Below are 20,958 nucleotides of genomic sequence, written 5' to 3' on the forward strand. Positions count from 1 at the left end.
TCGGACAGAAAGGCAATCAATGCCCCCACGCACTACGCCCACACAGCGGCAGAAGAGGCTCGGCGCCGAGATCCGCAAGATGCGAACCGAAGCAGGGCTGACAGCCGAGTACACCGCAGGCCTACTCGGTGTCGACCGGGGCAAGATCTCGAACATCGAGTCAGGTGTTCGCAACATCAGCTCCGATCGCCTACGCACTCTGGCCACTCACTGCACGTAAACGGATGAGGCGTACCTGTCCGCGCTTGTCGACCTCACCCGGGCCCCGCAGAGCAACTGGTGGGACGAGTACCGAGGAAGGCTGTCGTCCGGCCTCCTGGACATCGTCGAACTGGAATGGCATGCGTCCCGCGGGTGGCCCACCGCATGGACCGGCAGCGCGTGCTGACCCGCGAACGTCCCGTCGACTACGTCGGATATGTGCACGAGGCAGCCCTGCGCATGCACTTCGGTGGACGTGAGGCGACAAGGAGCCAGCTCCACGCGTTGCTCAAGACAAGCGAGCGGGACCACATCACGATCCGCATAGTTCCCGTCGAACGCGGCAGCTTCCCCGGCGCCGGACACGCTTTGCTCTACGCAGAGGGATCCGTGCCCCAGCTCGACACGGTTCAACTCGATTCGGCGCATGGACCGGAGTTCATGCACGCTGAGCTACAACTCGCAAAATGCCGATCCCATTTGCAATGGATGGACGAGGCCAGCCTGTCACCGGATGCCTCGCGCGACTTCATCCACAGCGTCATCCGCGACCTATGAGGAGCCTGGCCATGTCAGAGATCAACTGGGAAGAAGCCTTCTGCGGAGAGGGAAACAACTGCTTCCGCATCGGCACCGACTCGAACGGCAAGGCATATATAGCGCTGGCCGGGCAGGAAGACACCTACCTCACGGACACCCGCGAGGCCCTGAGCAGCCTGATCCGCGACATCAAGGCGGGCAAGGCGGATCACCTGCTGTAGGCGCCACCTCAAGTCACGCCAAGGGGTAAAACGCAATCGTACGGCCAGAGTTCGAGCAGCGACGCCGAAGCCCGCTCCCCCGTCTGGGGGTTGCGGGCTTCCCAGCGCACACAGTTGTGTTCGGCGGAGCTGCGAGCTTGATTCACGGCCGGTTGGCGAGAGCTGTCCGGCCGCGAATGTGACAGGGGGCTACGGCATTCGGCGGCTGATACCGGTCACGGGCGCGCCTGAGCGATCCACTCGTGCCACTGCCCGGCGAGAATGAGATTGGTCAGCCTCCGATAGCCGCCGCTGCCCGGGTGTGCGCCGTCGCCGGCCATGACTTCCTCAGTCCAGGTGGGGTCGTTGGCCAGTTCCAACGTCGTGGCAATGAACGGGACGTGCTGTGCCTGGCAGAGCGTGGTCATTTCGTCGGAGAGCTTCGCGGTACGTCGCTGATGGCCCGCCCCCGCGTCGATGACCGGTGGTGGGCCAACTACCAGAGGGGCGAGGGTCTGGCGTCGGCAGCCCTCCAGGAGCGAGGCCAAGTTTTCCAGGCTACGAGGCCGGATCGACACGCACCGCGCCACCCTCCTGGATGGTGTCATTGCTACCGAAGGAGACGACGAGCCGGTTGTCGGCACCGGGCAGGGTCCGGGGCAGGACTTCCTGCCAGCAGCGATGCAGGACGTCCTCGGAGGTGTTGCGCCTGATGCCCAGGTTGAAGGCCGTTATGTCTATGTCACCACCGGTGGCCTCCAGCACCCTGCCGATCTATCCGCGGTGTTCTGGATCGCCGATGCCCTGGATGAAGGAGTCCCCGATGAAACAGATACGTATGCCCTTGATCATCCGGCGGACCGTAGCGGCCAGCCCGACCAGGGCGCATCTACGTTCAGCAGGGCGGACATGAGGAGGATCCATCGTCAAGCACGACAACAAGCCGACAGCCACACACGGTTACCTCAGCATCTGACCGTACGTGGGGAACTCTTGGGGTTCTGATCCACTTCTTGGACTCTGACGCGTAAATAACCACAGTTAGAGGGGAGTTTCGGGCAGGACTGTGGTTATTTACGCGTCAGAGTCAAGCTGATCCGGGGCAGACCGGTTAGTTGGCCGGGGCTGGGGTGACGACGGGGGTGCCGAGGCCGCCGTTTCCGTTGCCGGGGTAGGCAAGGATGTTGCCGTTGGCGTGGATGGCGATGAGGTCGGCTTTGTTCTCGCCGTTGAAGTCGGCGGCGGCGAGGAGGCGTATGTTCTGCCAGCCGTCTCCTGCCTTGACTGCATTGTTGAAGGTGCCGTTGCCCTTGCCGGTGTAGAGGTTCAGGCTGCCGTTGTCGTGGACGGTGATGAGGTCGGCTTTGTTGTCGCCGTTGAAGTCGGCGGCGACAACAAGGCGCATGCCGCCCCATCCGTTACCGGACTGGGTGCCGGCGGCGAAGCTGTTGCCCTTGCCCGCGTAGAAGTAGAGGGTGCCGTTGGTATGGGCGGCGATCACGTCGCCCATTTTGTCTCCGTTGAAGTCGGCGGCGGCGATGACGCGCATGCCGCCCCATCCGCTACCGGCGGCCAAGGGCCCGGTGACACCGTTCTTCCCATTGCCGGGGTATCTCCCGTTGCCAGGTGGGAGTCGGAGCGTGGCTTGCTGGCGTGTGCCGGCCCGGTACAGCCTTCACGCCGTGCCTCCGCACGGATGCGGGGCCACGGCGTGAAGGTATGGGTGCCTCAGTCCGGTGTATTTCTTACCGAACCGGTTGAGTCAGACGACGCTGCCAGTCCAGGCCTTGACCGGTGCTTTTACGCTGGTTCCGGTACTGGTGAAGGTGAACAGAGAGTCGATTCGGCGGCCGTCGGCGGAGGTTCCGGATCGGTAGAGGACGGCGATGTCGTCCTTGCCGTCCTTGTTGAAGTCGCCGGAAACCGGCTGGCTCGCTGCCCAGGAGAAAGAGCCTGTGCTGGCCCACACCTCGCGGGGCGCGCCCAAGTTCGTCCCGTCGCTCGTGAACGTGAAGAGTGAGGTCTGGTGGGTGCCGTCTGCTGCGGTTCCCCGGTTGTAGAGGACAGCCACGTCGTCCCGGCCGTCGCCGCTGTAGTCACGGGAGGTCAGCTTGCTTGCGTCCCAGGTGAAGCCACTGCTGCTGGTCCATGTCTTGCGGGGGTTGCTGAAGTCGGTGCCGTTGCTGGTGAACGTGTAGAGCGAGGAGATGAACTTGCCGTCGGCCGACTTGCCTCCGTTGTAGAGGACGGCGATGTCGTCCTTGCCGTCCCCGTTGTAGTCGCCCGAGGTCAGCTTGCCGGCGGACCAGGTGAACCCACCAGTGGTGGTCCATGTCTTGCGGGGGTTGCTGAAGTCGGTGCCGTTGCTGGTGAACGTGTAGAGCGAGGTCACTCTGCCGCTGTCGGAGGAGCCTGCGTCGTAGAGGACGGCGATGTCGTCCTTGCCGTCCCCGTTGTAGTCGCCCGAGGCGACCTCGCTCTTGTTCCAGGTGAAGCCGCCGGTCGTGGTCCACGTCTTCTTGGGCGCGCTGAAACCGGTGCCGGTGCTGGTGAAGGTGTAGATCGAGGACATGCTGCCGGTGTCCGAGACACCGCTGTCGTAGAAGACGGCGACATCGTCCTTGCCGTCCCCGTTGTAGTCGCCCGAGGTCAGCTTGCTCTTCTCCCAGGTGAAGCCGCCGGGCGTGCTCCACACGTTCCTGGGCGCGCTGAAACCGGTGCCGGTGCTGTAGAAGGCGAAAAGCGAGGACCTGTTCATCCCGTTGGTGTTGGTGCCGTTGTCGTAGAAGGCCGCAATGTCCTCCCTGCCGTCACCGTCGAAGTCACCGGAAGCTACCTGGGACTCCCCGGGCAGTCCGCGAACCTGCTGGACCCACTCTGTGATGTCGTCCAGCCGGGTCTCCATCGCGCCGTCGCGGGTTTCGTCGGAGCCGAAGCAGCCAGCCTGCCAGGAAGCGCTGTGGACGGCGACGAGCTCGGCCTTGCCGTCCTTCTTCTCGCGCAGCGCGGGACCACCCGCATCGCCCTTGCAGATGCTGCCGCTGTCACGGGTGACGCCCACTGTGGTCGCGTCGGCCCGGGTCACGGAGAACGTACCGGCGTGCAGCCGGTCGGGCACCCAGGAGGTCGCGGTGCGGCCATACCCGACTGCCCTCAGACTCTCGCCGGCCACTGGCGCGGAACCGGCCAGGACCACGGGCGTGATACCGGTGACCGGCTCGGCGAGTTTGGCCATCACCAGGTCCCGGTCCGACCGGGAGACCAGCTCGGTGATGCTGACGACCTTGCCCGCGGAGCTGCTCAGGTCGGTACGGCCGATCGTCGCTGTGGTCTTTTCCGCCGGAGCACCGGAGGGAAGCGGGAACGACGGCTGCCCGGCCGCTGCGAAGCAGCTGCTCGCGGTCAGGATCCACTGGGCGTCGACGAGGGAGCCGGTACAGCCGCGCTTTTTGTCGCCCTCACCGATGTCGAGCTTCGCGGTGAAGGCGTAGGCGTTGTCGGCGACGGTGTCACCGACAACGGCCTGGGCCGGGGTACTGATGGTCAACGCGCCGGCCGCAGTGGCAGCGGCGAACAGAGCGATGGCCCGCGTACGGCGGGAAGGTCTGAAAGGCACGTGGTCTTCCTTGCTGGAGTAAGCGAGTTCGACACCGAGGCGAATCGGGAGCTGCACACAAAGAACCAGAGCCTGCCGACGATTGCGGCAAGGGGATCGGCTGATGGTGCGGTGCGCCAGGCGGTCCGGAGACGATGACGCGGCATCTAGCCACGCAAGTCTTCCGCGCTTGATGGTCAGCCGTCCACGCGGAGTTCGATCAATGTGGTGCGTTCACGATCGGCCCCGGCCTCGCCATAGCCGGTGAACTTACCTGCCGGAGCATCGATTACGGCGGACGTGCCGTCGGCCTTCTGAACGGTAGCTTCCACCGGATCATCGGTGGTCCAGATGCCGTACGCCTTGGGGATTTCAAGTGCGAGGAAGGCGGGCTTGGAGATCAGCCTGAAGCAGAAATACTGCTGGCCGTGCGCGCTCTCAATCTTGATGTCTTCGCTTCCATCGCACGCCATGAAAATCAGGTGGCCGTCACCGCGCTTAAGAACCGCTCCCGTCTCTTCCTCGATCTGAGCCGCGTTGGGATAGGTGAAGTCCTCCACCAAAGAGGTCATGCCGCTTTCAGCGGCTGGTATCGGCTCGTTGCCAGGGTCCGCTTGAGCTACACCGAGCGTGGTCGCAGCAGCTGCCAACCCGGTAGCCATAAACAGCAAAAGCACTTTCTTTGCGCCAAAGTTGAACATAATGGACCTTTCAGGGACGGGGTGCCGAGGATGAATGCACGGCAGGCTATACCGCTGGGAAGTAAAGCACGCCCCAAAACCTCCCACAGGCTGAAATATGGAGTAATTTATGTCACATAAACTTCACGATTCTCCATACAACCTTTTCACGCAGAGGGGTGACCGCGTCCGCGGCAAGAGCTCACCTCGCCGCGGACAGCGCAGAAGAGCCGTGCGCGAAAAGCATTAAACCGCCCATAAGTCTCTAATGAGGCAATGTGCTTAATCGTGGCGGCGCGCGCATTTCCGTCATTCTGATCGTAATTGCGTTGCGGCCGGTTCAAGCTGATGGTGCAGAAATATCCGACTGGCATCTTTCGATGGCCATGTACGATCAGGCAACCTCAATCACTCCACGACAAAAAATGGTAGCCGGTAACCCTGCATGCATTCTTGATAGCAGCAGTCTGCCCAACTGGGCAATATTAATTCACTAAGGAGTTGCCGAGTGAAACGGCGAATACTTTCCAGACCAGTCGGCTCTGGAGCACCAGGAAGATTCATGGCCCGGCGCCTCATGCTGCCGTTGCTGGTATCTGCCGGCTTGCTGGTGGGACTGCTGGGTACCCCCGCAGCAGCAGCGAAGGCGGACTCGACACCACTGCCCGAGGGCATACGCGCCGAAATCGTCACCTACTGGAAAACCGGCGGCACTGGCCTGAAGGAGGCAGCCGAGGAGGCGCTGCTCGGCGGTGACGAGTCAATTCAGAAATTCCTCCGGGACGCCGAGTCCATCCAGAACATCGACAACCGCATCGAGAGCGCGCGGCTGGCGATGACCAGTGGTCCATATGTCCGCGAAGCCGCAGTTGCAGCCCTGCAGACGACGCCAGCTGAGCTGGAGGAGTTCCTTCTCTTCGGCTACCAGGAGCCGCAGGACCAGGACAATCGGGTTGAAACCGCCCGGCTGACGACGCTGGGCGGAACTTACGTACGCGAGGCGGGCGAGACTGCCCTCCAAGGGTCCACTGAAGAGCGCGAACGCTTCCTGAGCCAGGGTCAGTACACCGCTCTTCGAACCGACAACCGGATCGAAACGGCCTACCTGGCCAGCAATGGCACCGCGAACGTGAAGGCGGCCGCCACGGTTGCCCTGAGCGGCACACCAGAGGACATTGCCGAGTTCCTGGACATCGGGCAGTTCACCGCCCGCGCCCGCGACCTGGAGCAGACCAAGATCGAGGAGCTGCTCAAGCAGGCAAAGGAATCCGGAAATCAAGCCGCGAACGCCACCAAGCTGGCAGAGGAAGCATCCAAGAAGTCGATCGCGGCCTCCAAGCTGGCCAAGGAGGCCGCGCAGAACGCGGCCGAGGAGGCCAAAGCCGCCAAGGACGATGCCAAGCTCGCCGGGATAAAAGCCCGGCAGGCCGCGGACGCCGCCAAGGCCGCAGCTGATTCAGCCCAGGTGGCCATCGGAGCGGCGGATGCCGCCAATGCGGCCGCCCGGCGAGCCGCGCTCGCCGCCGCGCAGACCGCCTCGGCCGCCAACAAAGCCGCGACCGCGGCGAACGAGGCGCACGAAAAGGCCATCGCAGCCGGCAAGAACCAGCAGGATGCTGCCGAGGCGAGAAAGGCTGCCACCACCGCACGCAAAGCTGCGGACGCAGCCGAGGAGTCGGGGCTCGCGGCAGAAATGGCCGGGAATGCCTCGGCAGCCGCTGGAGTGGCCGCAAAAAACGCCAGGGGCGCCGCCGCCAACGCCCGCGCGGCAGCCGACGCCGCGATAGAGGCGAATGACGCCGCCGACGCCGCAGGTGCGCATTCGAGCGAGGCGCGGAATGCCGCGGCTGAGGCGCGCCGTCACGCCGATGCCGCCGACCGGGCCGCAGTCCGGGCCGCCGGGCTGGCCGAACGCTCGGCCCAGGCCGCTTACGGTGCACGGGACGCAGCCAACAACGCTGCAGGTCACGCGCGCAAGGCTGCAGACTTCGCAGACGATGCCGCTGAACATGCCGGCAACGCGGCGACCTACGCCGCCTTGGCCAAGAAGAACGCTGACCAGGCCAAGGTCGCAGCCGCTGCCGCAACAACAGCGGTCAACCAGGCCAAGCAGATCTACGCCTTGGCGCGGGAGACCGAGACCGCCGAACTCGACACCCGCACCGACGCGGCGATCGAACAGGCCCGGTCGATGAAGGCAACCTCCGAGGCCGCAATCAAGCAGTCTGCCTCTGCCGCAGCCGGAGCCCGGTCCTTGCAGACCACAGCGGCCGAGCTGGCCCAGGAGGCTGGCCGGCCTGACGTCGACGTCCAGGCCACCGCCGTCAAGGGCCGCCAGCTTGCCATGCAGGCCATGAAGATGCTTGGCCCCTGGCAGCAGGAAACCGCCGCCCGCGCATTGTCCGGCACCGATCAGGACGTCCTGGACTACCTGCGCACCCGGTGGAGAGAAGCCGATCAGAACGACATTCGCCAGCGGGTCGTCGACCTCAGCACGCAGAGCCCCTTCGAATCCGTCCGCACCGCAGCCACCGAAGCTCTCACCGGTAGCACGGAGCAGATCGAGGTCTTCTACACCACCGGCCAGTACGAAGCCGGCAGCACCAACACGCGGATCGAAGTCGCCCACCTGACCACCGTGGGCGGCACCTATGTCAGTGAGGCCGCACAGGCCGCGCTCAAAACGGGAACCCCCAAGGCACTCGCCGCGTTTCTGCAAGCCGGGCAGTACGGCAAGCGGCTCCAGGACGAACGGATCCTCACCGCACAGCTGGCCACCGAGGGAGGCCCCGAGCTCAAGGCAGCCGCCACCATCGCCTTGGCTGGCCCCGCTGAGCTCATCCACGAGTTCGTCACCGTCGGCCAGTACATGGCCCAGCGCAAGGACGACCTCGCCACCACCCACCAGCGTCACCTCCAAGGCCTTCTGGCCGAAGGAGCGATGATCGCGGCCAAGGCGCACGAGGACGCCTGGCGCGCAGCTGAAGCCGCCGCCAAGGCCATCAACGCCACCAAGGAAGCAACAGAAGCCTCCGATCAAGCAGAGGAGTCGGCTCGGCAGGCCGAAGGGCACGCGCGCGACGCCGACGCCTCCGCCGACGCCGCCGAAACCAGCTCCGCCAACGCAGCGGCCTCCGCCTCCATCGCACGTGCTGCCGCCAACCGGGCCGACGCGGACGCCGACGCCGCCGAAAACTCTGCAGCCAACGCGGCCTTCTCCGAGGCCTACGCCCGCGAATCAGCGAGGAAGGCGGACCGGGCAAAGGACGACGCCCACGCCTCCGCCATAGCGGCGGGCAAGAGCGCAGACGAAGCCAAGGCCGAGGCCAGCGCCGCCTGGGAGAGAACACGCAAGCTTGCCGAAGCCGAGTTGGCTGAGGCACAGCGACAGGCCGAGAAGGAGCGCAAGGCACAGGAAGGCCCTCGTAAGAAGGCATGCGTTCCGGGCCGGTTCTTCCCGCAGCCCTGCCAACTGCCCATCTTCCGGTGGATCTACGACGCGGCTACGCCAGGCACCACCACCCACACCGCGGTGTGGGAGATATCCGGCCTCGCCGACATCGAAAAATGCATCGCCGACCCTGTCGCCGCCGACTGCGCACTCGCAGCCACCGGTCTCCTCCCCTGGGGCAGACTCAAACTCCTCGGCAAAATCGACGAAGGCGTCGACGCGCTGAGGGACGCACGCGCCACCCGTCGCGCTGTTGCCTGCCTCACCAAAACAGGCCAGCGAAGTATTCGCACAGCCGGAGATTCATGCCCAAAGTGGGTTTCGAACATCTTCGACGAGCTTCCTGCGTACAAAAAACTTGGCGACAAGACCTTCGGGAAAATCCGTGACAAGGATGGGAAAGTGATCCCGGGATCGGAATCCGGCGAGCTGCGCCTACTGATGAGCGGTAAGCACGACAGCCTCTGGAATGAGGCGAACGATCTACTGAGGACTTCCGGCATGGCCCCGTGGCCAGCGAAAGGCGAATTCTCCATTGCTTCCCACGTGGAGACAAAATATGCCGCCTGGATGAAGGGTCAGAAGATTCAACACGCCAAAGTCGTGATCAATAACAGCAACGGTGTTTGCGGCAATTACATGAACTGCAAGAATGCCGTGGAGGCCATTTTGCCGGTAGGGCACACGCTGGAGGTATACTATCCGGGCTCTGGCAGCCCGAAACTGATCACGGGAAAGAGGGTGAGGCCGTGATTCTTGCGGTGCACCATCTCGGCAAAACTCGGCACCTTAGGCATCCACAAGATGTCCTTAAATCCCTAGACGAGGTCTTCGAATCCCTCCCAGGAAAGGAAATCCATATCCAAGCAACGTGGCTCCTTTTTGAAGAAGAAGGAGCTAGTGCTCCAGTAAGTATGCTAGAGGTTAGTGCCAACCTAGAAAATGGCCTCGGCGGCATAGTCTGGTTCGCTGGCTGGGATGAAGCCAGGCGCTTCAAAAAGGACCCAGAAGACCCACAGGACGACTTGGGTGATTACTTTTGGGTCTCCGGTGCCAAGAAGCCTCCGAACTTTGATCCAGAAGTAATATCGGATCATGACAGCGCACTGTACTTCGACCCTCGCGGAGTTCTACCGGTAACGGAAATCCGTTCGGTGGTCGAAGAGTTCAGCGAGTTGATGGGAAATCGCCCTACGCGGATTGACTGGCTTCCCGGCCGACAGGACGGCAGTCGGTTGTCCTGACGCGAGCCTAAGACTGCTCGCAGCGTATGGACGTTGACGAGTGGGGGCTGTGGGGAGCGAGGACTGAATGACCCTGAAGGTGCTGGGAGTCGAGGTCCCGTTCGATCAGGCCGCCGAAGAACTCTCGCGGTGGTGCGCACCATCCAGTTGACGCGCAGCGGACTCGTTCCGCTGCGCGTCTCGTTCCGAGGAGGAGCGGATGGGAGCGCAAGGCGATCGCATCTTTCAGGTCACGGCCGAGCAGGGGCTTCCGGACCCCTGGCTCAGCTTCGGGGACTCCCTCTGTGATGAGGCGGCCCTCAGCACGGAACTGACCCGCGCCATCAATAAGGCCCGCGAGGAAGGCGCCGCCGACGAGACACGGGCAGAGGTTGCCCGGGTCTTCGAGGCGAAGAAGGCGGACCTTCATCACTGCGCGGGCATCCTGGACCAGGTCCCTGAGCGACTACGACGCCTCGGGCGTGTGGGACGTCCTGGACGAGCGCGCCGGCAAGTCGCAGCAGGTCTTCCTCACGGCTTCCGTGGCCGGCCCGGTGCCGCCGGACCGGTCCGGCGGCCGGACGTCAAGGCACCGGCGCCCAGGACGGAGAGCAGCATCCATCCGGCGGCGTAGAGAAGTCCGGCGGCCGGGGAGACCGCGGTGTACAGGATCCCGACGACGATCGTGGCCACGACATCACCGCCGGCCTGTACGGCGCCGAGGATGCCGAAGCCGCTGCCGCGCAGCCGGTCCGGCAGGAGCTGGGCGACGAAGGCGGATTCCGCGGTCTCCGCGCATCCGATGCCGGCCCCGGCGAGGCTGAAGAGGAGGAGCAGCACCCACCAGGAATGCGACCCCACCGCGAACCCCGCGTAGGCCAGGACGTAGAGCGCCGATCCGGCGGCGAACACGACACGCGGCCCCGCCCGGTCGATCCAGTGGCCGCCGGCGTAGGCGACGACCGCGCCGACGGCATTGTGCGCGGCGTAGATCAGGATGGCCAGGGATGCCGCTGCGGCGGCCGAGCGGCCATCTGCGTGCAGGAGCTGCGTGGCCCGCAGGATCAGCAGCGTGACAGCGACATTGCCGAACTCGAAGAGCAGGACCGGCAGCATGGGCCTCAGCAGCCCCGCGCCCCGCAGCCCGGCGAACCGCAGCCGGATCGCTACCTGGGCACCGTCCACGTTGCGGCGGCGGGCCTCACGGGCCGCGACAGTGATCGCGACCGCGGCCAGGATGCCGGGGATGAAAGCGAACCAGATCGCCGGACGGATACCCAGCCACGCCACCAGACCGGCAGCGGCCAGCGGACCCACCACCGCCCCGAGATTGTCCCCGGCACGCTCCAGACCGTACGCACGGCCAAAAGCGCGGCGAGGGACCAGGGACGCGAGCAGCGTGTCCTTGGCCGGAGAACGCAGCCCCCTGGACGACCAGGCGAGCGCGCGCAGGACACCCACCTGCCACACCGCCGTGGCCAGACCGATGGCACCGGTCGCGATCGCCGTACCGAGATAACCGCCGGTGGCCATACGATGCCGTCGGCGCGGGTCATTGGCCAACGGACCGCCAACCAGCTTCATGACACCGGTCAGCGCATCGCTGACGCCCTCGATCAGCCCCAGTGAAGCGGCGGAACCGTGCAGAACACTCGTCACGAAGCTGGGAAGGACCGCTGTGGCGATCTCATGCCCGGAATCGGAGAGGAAACTCGTCACCGAGACGCTGCCCACACCGGTGGTCAGCCACTTGCCGTCCCCCCTCCGGGCCGGGCCGTGCGCCCGGGGCATGAGCAGGGGTGACAGCCGGCGGGTCGGGGTCTTCAGGCACGAGCCCGTACTCCTCCTCACTCCCGGATCCGACACCGCACTCGGAATATTTGTGGCCTCTTTGCGGTACGGGCAGGTGGGCACCGATGATGCCACCACCTGCGGCGGTTGCCTCACAGGCACCACCGAGGACAAGGCAAGCAGTCCACCGGTGACGAGACACGCCCCCGGCCGTCGAGCCGTTCGTATGGGCGCGGGCGGCAGTCAAGGCCCGCACCCATGCCGTCAAGAACGGTCCGATGAAGTCGAGCGAACCGAACGGAGGGCCTACGGCTCGTCGGGGGCGCAAAGCAGGTCAGGCCCGGTGCTGATCTCTCAGCACCGGGCCTGACCTGTTGTCTCATCCGCTGGGGTGGCGGGATGTGAACCCGTGGCCCCTTCGTCCAGAACTACCAGGGTTTCTTCATCCAGTGGTGGTTACGCCGGGTCGATGCGGAAGACGCTGCCGCCGATGGCGAGTACGTACAGCTCGCCATCGCCACCCTCCACGAACGAGATGACCTCGCCGCCGTTGACTCCGAGGTCGCTCTCGCCGGTCACCTTGCCGTCCTCCATCCGCAGAGCGCGGATGGTGCCGTCGCAGTAGTCGCTGAACACGTACTGCCCCTCGAGGTCCGGGATCTCCTCGCCGCGGTAGACGTATCCGCCGGTCACCGAGCAGCCCAGCCCGTTACGGTCGTACTCGTGGACCGGCGGCACGTGGTTCGCGGGCTCCGTGCCGCCCCGGAAGAAGTGGTTGCCCTCCATCTCGGACCAGCCGTAGTTCTCGCCGCCCTTACTGTCCGCCGGGGCCCAGTCGATCTCCTCCCAGGCGCTCTGGCCGACGTCGCCGATCAGCATGTCGCCCGTGCCCACGTCGAAGGAGAACCGCCACGGGTTGCGCAGCCCGTACGACCAGATCTCGTCCCTCGCGTTCGGGTCGTCCACGAACGGGTTGTCCGGCGGAATCGCGTACGGCTCGCCGCCGCTCGGGTCGATCCGCAGCACCTTGCCGAGCAGTGTGTCGAGGTTCTGCCCGTAGTCGTGCGGGTCGCCGCCCGCGCCGCCGTCGCCGAACGCGATGTAGAGATAGCCGTCGGGACCGAACCTGATGTCGCCGCCGTTGTGGTTGGCGTACGGCTGCGTCTGGGTGAGGACGGTGCGCCGGGTGTCCTGCCGGATCCTGCCGTTCCGCACGGCGAACTCGTCCACGGTGCTGGTGCCTTCGCGGTTCGTGAACGAGATGTAGAAGTGCTTGAACCCCTTGTCGAACGCGACGCCCAGCAGGCCGCGTTCGCCGTCGGTGGTGGTCTCGCCGGATATGTCGAGGACGGGCTTGCCGAGCCCCTTGGCACCCAGGACCCTTACGGTGCCCGCGCGTTCGGCTATCCAGACCGTGTCATTGGGCCCGGCGGCGCCGGCGATGGGATTCTGGGCTGTAGCCACTTTCTTGAGCGCGACCGCCGCCGCCTGACGTGGGACGGCGGGCTCGTCGGCGGACGCGGTGGTTAAGGCGAGGGAAGCGACGAGGCAGATGGTGCCGATGATCGCCGTGCTTCTGGTGCGAACTTTCACCGTGACCCTCCTGGAGGCGGCGAATGGGGGTGACCCGGCTGCTTGGGGCAGAGTTCCATGGGTATCGCCCGTGCCAGCACGCAACCTGGGTGGGGGGGTTGTGCCACTGGCCACGGATGAGGATACAGGGACAGGGGCGTCTTGGCGTGGGCCAACGCCCCATCCATGTACGCCAGTTCCGCTTGCCGTCGCGGCACCCGTATCCACCGTCCCCGACGCCCGCCCGGGCTGCGCCCACCCGCCACCCGGCCTCACACGCCGCGCACCACCGCCGCCGTCGAGCCCCGTACGACCAGTTCCGGCTGGAAGACGTACTCGGTGCGCTGCACCGGACTCCCGCCGATCTCCTCCAGCAGGGCGCCCACGGCGGCCGCCGCCATCGCCTGCACGGGCTGGCGTACCGTGGTCAGCGGCGGGTCGGTGAACGCGATGAGCTGCGAGTCGTCGAAGCCGACGACCGAGACGTCACGGGGCACGTCGAGGCCCCTCCCCCGGGCGGCGCGGACCACGCCCAGCGCCATCAGGTCGCTGCCGCAGACCACGCCCGTGCACCCCGCGTCCAGCAGGGCACCGGCCGCCACCTGGCCGCCCTCGACGCTGAACAGCGTGGAGCAGACGAGCGGTTCGGCCTCGGCGCGGTCCATGCCGAGCACCGAGACGGCCGCCTCCAGGAACCCGTCGCGCTTGCGGCGGGAGGGGACGTAGCGCTGCGGGCCGATGGCCAGGCCGATCCGGCGGTGGCCGAGGTCGGCGAGGTGCTGGAGGGCCATCCGTACGGCGGCGTTGTCGTCGGGCGAGACGAACGGGGCGCTGATGCGCTCGTTGTAGCCGTTGATCAGGACGAACGGTACGCCGCGCTCGGTGAGCGCGGCGTACCGGCCCGGGTCGGCGGAGGTGTCCGCGTGCAGCCCGGAGAGGAAGACGATGCCGCCGACGCCGCGCTCCACGAGCTGCTCGACGAGTTCGTCCTCGGTGGCCCCGCCGGGCAGTTGGGTGCAGAGCACGGGGGTGTAGCCGTGCCCGGCCAGCACCTGTTCGACGGACTGCGCGAACGCCGGGAAGATCGGGTTGGTGAGTTCGGGCGTCACCAGGCCGATGAGTCCGGCGCTGCGCTGCCGCAGCCGTACGGGCCGCTCGTAGCCCAGGATGTCGAGCGCCGCGAGCACCCGCTGACGCGTGGAGTCCGCGACGCCCTGCTTCCCGTTCAGGACCCGGCTGACCGTCGCCTCACTGACCGCCGCCTGTCCGGCGATGTCGGAGAGGCGGGGCGCCGCGGTGGTCCTGGGCGCGGCCAGTGTCACACCGTCCACCACACCGTGGTGTCGGCGGGCAGTTCGACCTCGGCGCCGTCCGCGGTGACCGGGGAGCTGGCGAGCAGCACCCGGCCGGGGGCGGCGACACGGACGGGGGCGCCGGTGGTGTTGACGGTGCAGACGAAGCCGGGGCGGGCGAGGACGAGAACGCCCTCGGGGCCGTCCAGCCACTCGACGTCCGTGCCCGCGCCGAGGCCCGGGTGTTCCCGGCGGGCGGCGATGGCGGTCCGGTACAGCTCCAGGGTGGAGCCCTCCACACCGGTCTGCGCCTCGACGGACAGCTCGCCCCAGCCGGCGGGCTGCGGGAGCCAGCTGCCGCCGTCGCCGAAGCCGTACGAACTGCCCTCGCGGGTCCACGGGATCGGGACGCGGCAGCCGTCGCGGAAGCCGTCCTGGCCCTCGGCGCGGAAGAACGAGGGGTCCTGGCGGGCCTCGTCGGGCAGGTCGGTGACGTCGGGCAGGCCGAGCTCCTCGCCCTGGTAGACGTAGGCGGAGCCGGGCAGGGCGAGCATCAGCAGGGAGGCGGCGCGGGCCCGGCGCAGGCCCAGCTCGCGGTCGCCGGGGGTGCGGATCTGAGTGCCGAGGCCCGCCGGGTTGGCGAAGCGGGTGGCGTGCCGGGTGACGTCGTGGTTGGAGAGCACCCAGGTGGTGGGCGCGCCGACCGGGCGCATCGCGGCGAGCGAGGAGTCGATGACCTTGCGGAGCTCGGCGGCGTCCCAGGCGGTGCCCAGGTACTGGAAGTTGAACGCCTGGTGCATCTCGTCGGGGCGCACGTAGTTGGCGGTGCGCTCGACGGTCGGGGTCCAGGCCTCGGCGACGGCGATCCTCTCGCCCGGGTACTCGTCGAGGATGGTGCGCCAACTGCGGTAGATCGCGTGCACGCCGTCCTGGTCGAAGAACGGCAGGACGCCGTCACTGCTGCCGAGCAGCTTGAGCTGGTCGTGGGAGCCGAGGTCGGGCAGCCCCTCTGCCTTGACGAGGCCGTGGGCGACGTCGACCCGGAAGCCGTCGACGCCCATGTCGAGCCAGAAGCGCAGGATGGAGCGGAACTCGTCGGCGACGGCCGGGTGCTCCCAGTTGAAGTCGGGCTGCTCCGGGGCGAAGAGGTGGAGGTACCAGTCGCCGGGAGTGCCGTCCGGGTTCTCGGTGCGGGTCCAGGCGGGGCCGCCGAAGATGGACTCCCAGTCGTTGGGCGGGAGTTCGCCGTCGGCGCCCTTTCCGGGGCGGAAGTGGTAGCGCTCGCGCAGGGCGGAGCCTGGGCCCTCGGCCAGGGCGCGCTTGAACCACTCGTGCTGGTCGGAGGAGTGGTTGGGGACCAGGTCGACGATGATGCGCAGGCCCAGGCCGTGCGCCTCGCGGATCAACGCGTCGGCGTCCAGCAGATTGCCGAACATCGGGTCGATGGCCCGGTAGTCGGCGACGTCGTAGCCCGCGTCGGCCTGCGGGGAGGCGTAGAAGGGGCTGAGCCAGACCGCGTCGACGCCCAGGTCCTTCAGGTGGGGCAGGCGGGCGGTGACGCCGGCGAGGTCGCCCATGCCGTCGCCGTTGCCGTCGGCGAAGCTCCGCGGATAGACCTGGTAGATCACCGCGTCCTGCCACCAGCCGGTGCGGTGGCCCGGGGCGTCGTCGGACGTGCCGGTGGAGGGGGCAGCGAGGTGCTGGGTCATGTCGTCCCTGGGGTGTCTGGGTGGGGAGCGGCGCCGGTGACCGGGTCGGGGTTTCCGGCGCCGCCGTGACAGGTGCGGTGGTGCGTGCTGGTGCGGGTGGCCAGGGGGTCCCTCAGCCCTTGACGGCTCCGGCGGACATGCCGGTGACCAGGTGCTTCTGGGCGAAGAGGAAGACCAGGGCGGCCGGGATGGCGATGAGGACCGAGGCCGCGGTCATCGGGCCCCACTGGGCCCCGTACTGGTTGACGAACTTCTGGAGTCCGCCGGCCAGCGTGAGGTTCTCGTCGCCGACCAGGAAGGCGGAGGCGTAGGCCACTTCGCCCCAGGCGGTGATGAAGGAGTAGAACGCGGTGACCGCCAGGCCCGGCTTGGCCAGCGGCAGGATGAGCCGCCAGAAGGTGCCGAACGGGGTGAGGCCGTCGACCTCGCCCGACTCGTCGATCTCGCGCGGGATGGTGTCGAAGAAGCCCTTCATCATCCAGGCGCAGAACGGCACCGAGATGGTGAGGTAGGTGATGACGAGGCCGGTGGGCTGGTTGAGCAGTCCGAGGCTCGACATGATGTTGTAGATCGGCACGATGAGGACGGCGACCGGGAACATCTGGGTGATCAGCAGCGTCCACATCAGCCCGCGCTTGCCGGGGAAGCGGAAGCGGCTCACCGCGTACCCGGTGGTGGCGGCGACGAAGACGCCGATCACGGTGGAGAGCGCCGAGATGATCACGGAGTTGGCGAACCAGTTGAGGAACTCGGTGTCGCGGATCAGGTTCGTGTAGTTGACGAACGTGGTCTCGCGGAAGAAGTCCGTGGTGGTCGCGAACTTGGCGGGCTTGAGCGAGGTCAGCAGGACCCACAGCACCGGGAAGACCGCGATCACCGAGGCGGTGATCAGGGTGAGGTGCAGGGCGACGGAGGCGAGCGGGGAGCGCTCGCCGCGCGGGCGGACCCTGGGCACGGCGTGCCGGGCGGGGGTGTCGGTCGCGGTGGTCACCAGTTGTCTCCCTGGGAGCGCAGGACCCGCCGGTAGACGACGGCGAAGACCATCAGGAGTACGAGGATCAGCACGCCCCAGGTGGAGGACTGCGCGTAGTCGCGCGGGCTGATCTCGAAGGAGAACTTGTACGCCTGGGTCACCAGGATCTGGGTCGCCTCGCCGGGTCCGCCGCGGGTCAGCAGGAAGATCACCGGGAACATGTTGAAGGTCCAGATGGTGGAGAGCAGGACGACCGTGGTGGAGACCGGGCGCAGGCCGGGCAGCGTGATGTGGCGGAAGCGCTGCCAGGCGGTGGCGCCGTCCATCTCGGCCGCCTCGTACTGCTCGGAGGGGATGGACTGGAGTCCGCCGAGGAGGGCGACCATCATGAACGGGATGCCGAGCCAGACGTTGACGGCGATGACCGCGAACTTGGCCCAGGTCGGGTCGTTCAGCCACGGGACGGCGTCGATGCCGGCGCCGCCGAGGACCTTGTTGAGCAGGCCGCGCTCCTCGTTGTAGAGGAAGCGCCAGGCGAAGACGGAGACGAAGCCGGGGATGGCCCAGGGCAGGATGAGGGCCATGCGGTAGGCGGAGCGTCCGGCGATGCGGCGGTTGAGGATGTTGGCCAGGGCCATGCCGAGGACGAAGGTGACGCTCACGCAGGAGACGGTCCACACCAGCGTCCAGCCGAGCGTGCCGAGGAACTGCGAGCCGGTCAGGGCGTCGATGTAGTTGTCCGCGCCGACGAACTCGTAGGTGGCGGGGATCTCGTTGACGCCGATGGAACGTGCGACGTTGCGTTCGTCGGCGTCGGTCATCGAGAGGTAGACGCCGCGGACCAGCGGATAGCCGATGATCACGCCGATCACGAGGACGACCGGGGCGACCATGGCCCAGGCGTACCAGTGGACCGACAGGGCCCGCCTCAGACGGCCGGGCTTCGGTGGTGGGGTGCCAGTACCGCGGCTCCGGCCGCGGGCGGTGTTCCCGCCCGCGGCCTTCACCACCGACTGGCTGGTGTCGACAGCCATCAGTCGGCCAACCTTCCTGTTACTTCCAGTCCTTCAGGAGCTTGCGGTAGGAGTCGCCGGTCGACTTGGCGGCCTTCTCCGGCGTGGTCTGGCCGGTGAGGACCTTGGTGTACTCGATGCCGAGCGGGGCGAAGAGGCTGCCGCCCTCGGGGATCCAGGGGCGCTCGACGGCGGTCTCGACGACCGGCTTGAAGAAGCCGACGATCTCGCTGTCCACGGCCTCCTGCTTGGCGTACGCGGAGGTGCGGGTGGGCAGCAGGTTCAGTTCACCGGCGGCGGTGGCCTGACTGTCCACGGAGGTCATGTACTCGACGAAGGCGTAGGAGGCGTCGAGGTTCTTGGAGCCCGCGTAGACGGCGAGGTTGTGGCCGCCCTGCGGGGCGCCCTGAGCGGCGGAGCCGGCCGGGACCGGGGCGATGCCCAGGTTGTCCTTGTCCGTGAACTCACTTCCGGTCAGGGTGTCGGCGACGGCCCAGGGGCCGTTGATCATCATCGCGACGTCGCCGTTCTTGAACGACTGCATCATGTTCTCCCAGCCGTCCGAGGCGTCCGTCTTCGCGGTGCCGTCGTCGACCAGGGCCTTGACCGCCTTGAACGCCTTGACGCCCTCGGGCCTGTCCACGGTGACGGACTTGGAGCCGGCGTCGACGAGGTCGCCGCCCTCTCCGTACAGGAAGGAGAGGAAGTAGTACGGGTCGTCGCCGCGCAGGTAGAGGCCGGTCTTGCCGGTCTTGTCCTTGACCTTCTTACCGGCGGCCTCGAGGTCGTCCAGGTTGGCGGGCGCCTCGACGCCGGCCTCCTTGAGCAGCTTCTTGTTGTAGAAGATGCCCATGGAGTCGATGACCTGCGGGACGGCGTAGGTCTTGTCCTTGTACTCGGTGGACGCGACGGCCTGCTTGAGGAAGTCGTCCTGGTTCTTCAGGGCGGGGGTGCCGTCCAGCGGGGCCAGGTAGCCGAGGTTCGCGAAGTCCGGCGTCCAGGCGACCTCGGAGCGGATCACGTCGGGGGCGCCGTCGCCGGCCTGGGCGGCGTTCTTGAACTTGTTCTGCGCGTCGCCGAAGGGCACGTTGACGTACTTGACGTCGACCTTGGGGTGCTTCTTCTCGAAGCCCTCGGCCAGCTTCTTGAAGACCTTGTCCTCGCTGCCGACGCTGGAGGTGTCCCACCAGGTCACCGTGCCGGAGAGCTCGCCCGAGCTCGTGCCGCCACCGGACTCGTCGTCGCTGCCGCAGGCGGTCGCCGCGAGCGCCAGGGCCGCGACCAGGGCGGTGGCCGTTATGCCACGTCGCATCTGAACTCCTTCAACTGCCGTACCGCTCCGTCGCGGCGCCGGGTCGACGTGAACGTAACAAGGATGAAAGACGACCGAAAGACCTTGCGGAAGATTTCTGCAAGCCCTGGCGATCGTTACATTCGCGTGTCCGCAAGGTTGCCGTCAAGCCCCTTGACGACAGTCCCCCACCCCTGGCAGGGGCGCGCAGGGCACGGCATATCCGCAGTGCGACGATCTGATCGCAGTCCGCGGTCCGGGGCCGCAAGTCCTTGCAAGACGTTGCCGGAAAGCCCTCCGGGGCCCGCCCCCGCACCGCCCCGCACACGGTGGGCAATCCGACACGGGCCCGGTACAGTCCCATCCCATGACCGCACGGCTTGCCGATATCGCAAATCAGGCGGGGGTCAGCGAAGCAACGGTCAGCCGGGTCCTGAACGGCAAGCCCGGAGTCGCGGCGACCACCCGCGAATCCGTCCTCGCGGCGCTCGACGTGCTGGGGTACGAACGCCCGGTGCGGCTGCGCAGGCGCAGCGCGGGACTGGTCGGCCTGATCACCCCGGAGCTGGAGAACCCGATCTTCCCGGCGCTGGCGCAGGTCATCGGCCAGGCGCTGACCCGGCAGGGCTACACCCCGGTACTGGCGACCCAGACACCCGGCGGCTCCACCGAGGACGAACTCACCGAAATGCTGGTGGACCGGGGCGTTTCCGGCATCATCTTCGTCTCCGGACTGCACGCGGACACCTCGGCCGATATGCAGCGCTATGAGCAACTGCGCGGCCAGGGCGTCCCGTTCGTCCTGGTGAACGGCTTCTCCGCCAAGGTGCAGGCGCCGTTCATCTCACCGGACGACCGGGCGGCGATGCGCCTGGCGGTGACGCATCTGGTGGCACTCGGCCACACCCGTATCGGCCTCGCGGTCGGCCCCAAGCGCTTCGTGCCGGTGCTCCGCAAGATCGAGGGCTTCCACGCGACGATGCGGGAGCAGCTGGGCCTCGCACCGGACGAGGTGGAGGAGTTGATCCAGCACTCCCTGTACACCCTGGAGGGCGGCCAGGCCGCCGCCTCGGCCCTGATGGAGCGCGGCTGCACGGCGGTCGTGTGCGCGAGCGACATGATGGCGCTCGGGGCGATCCGGGCGGCCCGCCGGCTGTCGAGGGACGTGCCGCGCGATCTCTCGGTCGTGGGCTTCGACGACTCGCCGCTCATAGCGTTCACGGACCCGCCGCTGACGACGATCCGGCAGCCGGTGACGGCGATGGGCCAGGCCGCCGTCCGCACGCTCCTGGAGGAGATCGGCGGAACTCCGGCGCCGCACAGCGAGTTCGTCTTCATGCCTGAGCTGGTGGTGCGCGGCTCGACGGCGTCGGGACCCGCAGTCGGCTCAGGGCCGGCCTCTCGTCCTTGAGACGCAGAACGTGCGA

Annotated in this window: 16 protein-coding genes and 1 pseudogene; 5 read left to right on the plus strand and 12 right to left on the minus strand. The window is 66.9% G+C overall.

What is annotated here, in order from left to right; all coding sequences use genetic code 11:
- Nucleotides 1–19: 19 nt before the first annotated feature.
- Together ACZ60Q_RS01585 and ACZ60Q_RS01590 are read left to right on the plus strand one after the other, a co-directional pair.
- A pseudogene (locus ACZ60Q_RS01585) lies at nucleotides 20–759 on the plus strand (helix-turn-helix domain-containing protein).
- Between the two features lie 11 nt (nucleotides 760–770).
- Nucleotides 771–962, plus strand: a complete 192-nt coding sequence (locus ACZ60Q_RS01590; protein WP_469626761.1) for a hypothetical protein — start codon at nucleotides 771–773, stop codon at nucleotides 960–962.
- A 215-nt stretch (nucleotides 963–1,177) separates the two neighbouring features.
- On the opposite strand, the gene ACZ60Q_RS01595 is transcribed toward ACZ60Q_RS01590, so the two are convergent.
- The 5 genes from ACZ60Q_RS01595 to ACZ60Q_RS01615 form a co-directional block, all read right to left on the minus strand.
- On the minus strand, nucleotides 1,178–1,489 hold the full coding sequence (locus ACZ60Q_RS01595) for an SGNH/GDSL hydrolase family protein (protein WP_469626764.1): 312 nt from the start codon (nucleotides 1,487–1,489) through the stop codon (nucleotides 1,178–1,180).
- A gap of 10 nt (nucleotides 1,490–1,499) precedes the next feature.
- Entirely contained in the window at nucleotides 1,500–1,706 is a 207-nt protein-coding gene (locus tag ACZ60Q_RS01600) for a hypothetical protein (RefSeq protein ID WP_469626766.1), read from the minus strand.
- Nucleotides 1,707–2,052: 346 nt separating this feature from the next.
- Nucleotides 2,053–2,490 (minus strand): FG-GAP repeat domain-containing protein, encoded by a 438-nt coding sequence (locus tag ACZ60Q_RS01605; RefSeq protein WP_469626768.1) that lies wholly within the window; start codon nucleotides 2,488–2,490, stop codon nucleotides 2,053–2,055.
- A 213-nt stretch (nucleotides 2,491–2,703) separates the two neighbouring features.
- Entirely contained in the window at nucleotides 2,704–4,557 is a 1,854-nt protein-coding gene (locus tag ACZ60Q_RS01610) for an FG-GAP-like repeat-containing protein (RefSeq protein ID WP_469626771.1), read from the minus strand.
- Nucleotides 4,558–4,733: 176 nt separating this feature from the next.
- Nucleotides 4,734–5,237 (minus strand): hypothetical protein, encoded by a 504-nt coding sequence (locus tag ACZ60Q_RS01615; protein ID WP_469626773.1) that lies wholly within the window; start codon nucleotides 5,235–5,237, stop codon nucleotides 4,734–4,736.
- Between the two features lie 541 nt (nucleotides 5,238–5,778).
- On the opposite strand from ACZ60Q_RS01615, the gene ACZ60Q_RS01620 reads away from it, so the two are divergent.
- Together ACZ60Q_RS01620 and ACZ60Q_RS01625 are read left to right on the plus strand one after the other, a co-directional pair.
- Nucleotides 5,779–9,420 (plus strand): DddA-like double-stranded DNA deaminase toxin, encoded by a 3,642-nt coding sequence (locus tag ACZ60Q_RS01620; protein ID WP_469626776.1) that lies wholly within the window; start codon nucleotides 5,779–5,781, stop codon nucleotides 9,418–9,420.
- Nucleotides 9,417–9,911, plus strand: a complete 495-nt coding sequence (locus ACZ60Q_RS01625) for an Imm1 family immunity protein (protein ID WP_469626779.1) — start codon at nucleotides 9,417–9,419, stop codon at nucleotides 9,909–9,911. Before ACZ60Q_RS01620 ends, ACZ60Q_RS01625 begins: the two co-directional genes overlap by 4 nt.
- A gap of 510 nt (nucleotides 9,912–10,421) precedes the next feature.
- Here the strand turns inward: ACZ60Q_RS01625 and ACZ60Q_RS01630 are convergent.
- The 7 genes from ACZ60Q_RS01630 to ACZ60Q_RS01660 all read right to left on the minus strand — a co-directional run bounded on the left by ACZ60Q_RS01630 (nucleotide 10,422) and on the right by ACZ60Q_RS01660 (nucleotide 19,552).
- The gene (locus tag ACZ60Q_RS01630) at nucleotides 10,422–11,741 is read right to left on the minus strand and encodes an MFS transporter (protein ID WP_469626781.1); all 1,320 of its coding nucleotides are present in this window, start codon (nucleotides 11,739–11,741) and stop codon (nucleotides 10,422–10,424) included.
- A 396-nt stretch (nucleotides 11,742–12,137) separates the two neighbouring features.
- The gene (locus ACZ60Q_RS01635) at nucleotides 12,138–13,274 is read right to left on the minus strand and encodes a PQQ-dependent sugar dehydrogenase (protein ID WP_469626784.1); all 1,137 of its coding nucleotides are present in this window, start codon (nucleotides 13,272–13,274) and stop codon (nucleotides 12,138–12,140) included.
- A gap of 251 nt (nucleotides 13,275–13,525) precedes the next feature.
- The gene (locus tag ACZ60Q_RS01640; protein ID WP_469626787.1) at nucleotides 13,526–14,587 is read right to left on the minus strand and encodes a LacI family DNA-binding transcriptional regulator; all 1,062 of its coding nucleotides are present in this window, start codon (nucleotides 14,585–14,587) and stop codon (nucleotides 13,526–13,528) included.
- On the minus strand, nucleotides 14,572–16,254 hold the full coding sequence (locus ACZ60Q_RS01645) for a glycoside hydrolase family 13 protein (RefSeq protein WP_469626790.1): 1,683 nt from the start codon (nucleotides 16,252–16,254) through the stop codon (nucleotides 14,572–14,574). The genes ACZ60Q_RS01640 and ACZ60Q_RS01645 overlap by 16 nt, the downstream gene beginning before the upstream one ends.
- Before the next feature lie 112 nt (nucleotides 16,255–16,366).
- Complete coding sequence (locus ACZ60Q_RS01650) at nucleotides 16,367–17,245, minus strand: sugar ABC transporter permease (protein ID WP_469626793.1); 879 nt, start codon at nucleotides 17,243–17,245, stop codon at nucleotides 16,367–16,369.
- Entirely contained in the window at nucleotides 17,242–18,261 is a 1,020-nt protein-coding gene (locus ACZ60Q_RS01655) for a carbohydrate ABC transporter permease (protein ID WP_469626795.1), read from the minus strand. The genes ACZ60Q_RS01650 and ACZ60Q_RS01655 overlap by 4 nt, the downstream gene beginning before the upstream one ends.
- A gap of 19 nt (nucleotides 18,262–18,280) precedes the next feature.
- Nucleotides 18,281–19,552 (minus strand): extracellular solute-binding protein, encoded by a 1,272-nt coding sequence (locus tag ACZ60Q_RS01660; RefSeq protein ID WP_469626798.1) that lies wholly within the window; start codon nucleotides 19,550–19,552, stop codon nucleotides 18,281–18,283.
- A gap of 346 nt (nucleotides 19,553–19,898) precedes the next feature.
- Between ACZ60Q_RS01660 and ACZ60Q_RS01665 the strand changes: the two genes are divergently transcribed.
- Nucleotides 19,899–20,942: a LacI family DNA-binding transcriptional regulator gene (locus tag ACZ60Q_RS01665; protein WP_469626800.1), complete on the plus strand. Its 1,044-nt coding sequence runs from the start codon at nucleotides 19,899–19,901 to the stop codon at nucleotides 20,940–20,942.
- The last annotated feature ends 16 nt before the right edge of the window (nucleotides 20,943–20,958 follow it).

The organism is Streptomyces sp. NPDC104313, assembly GCF_055583985.1.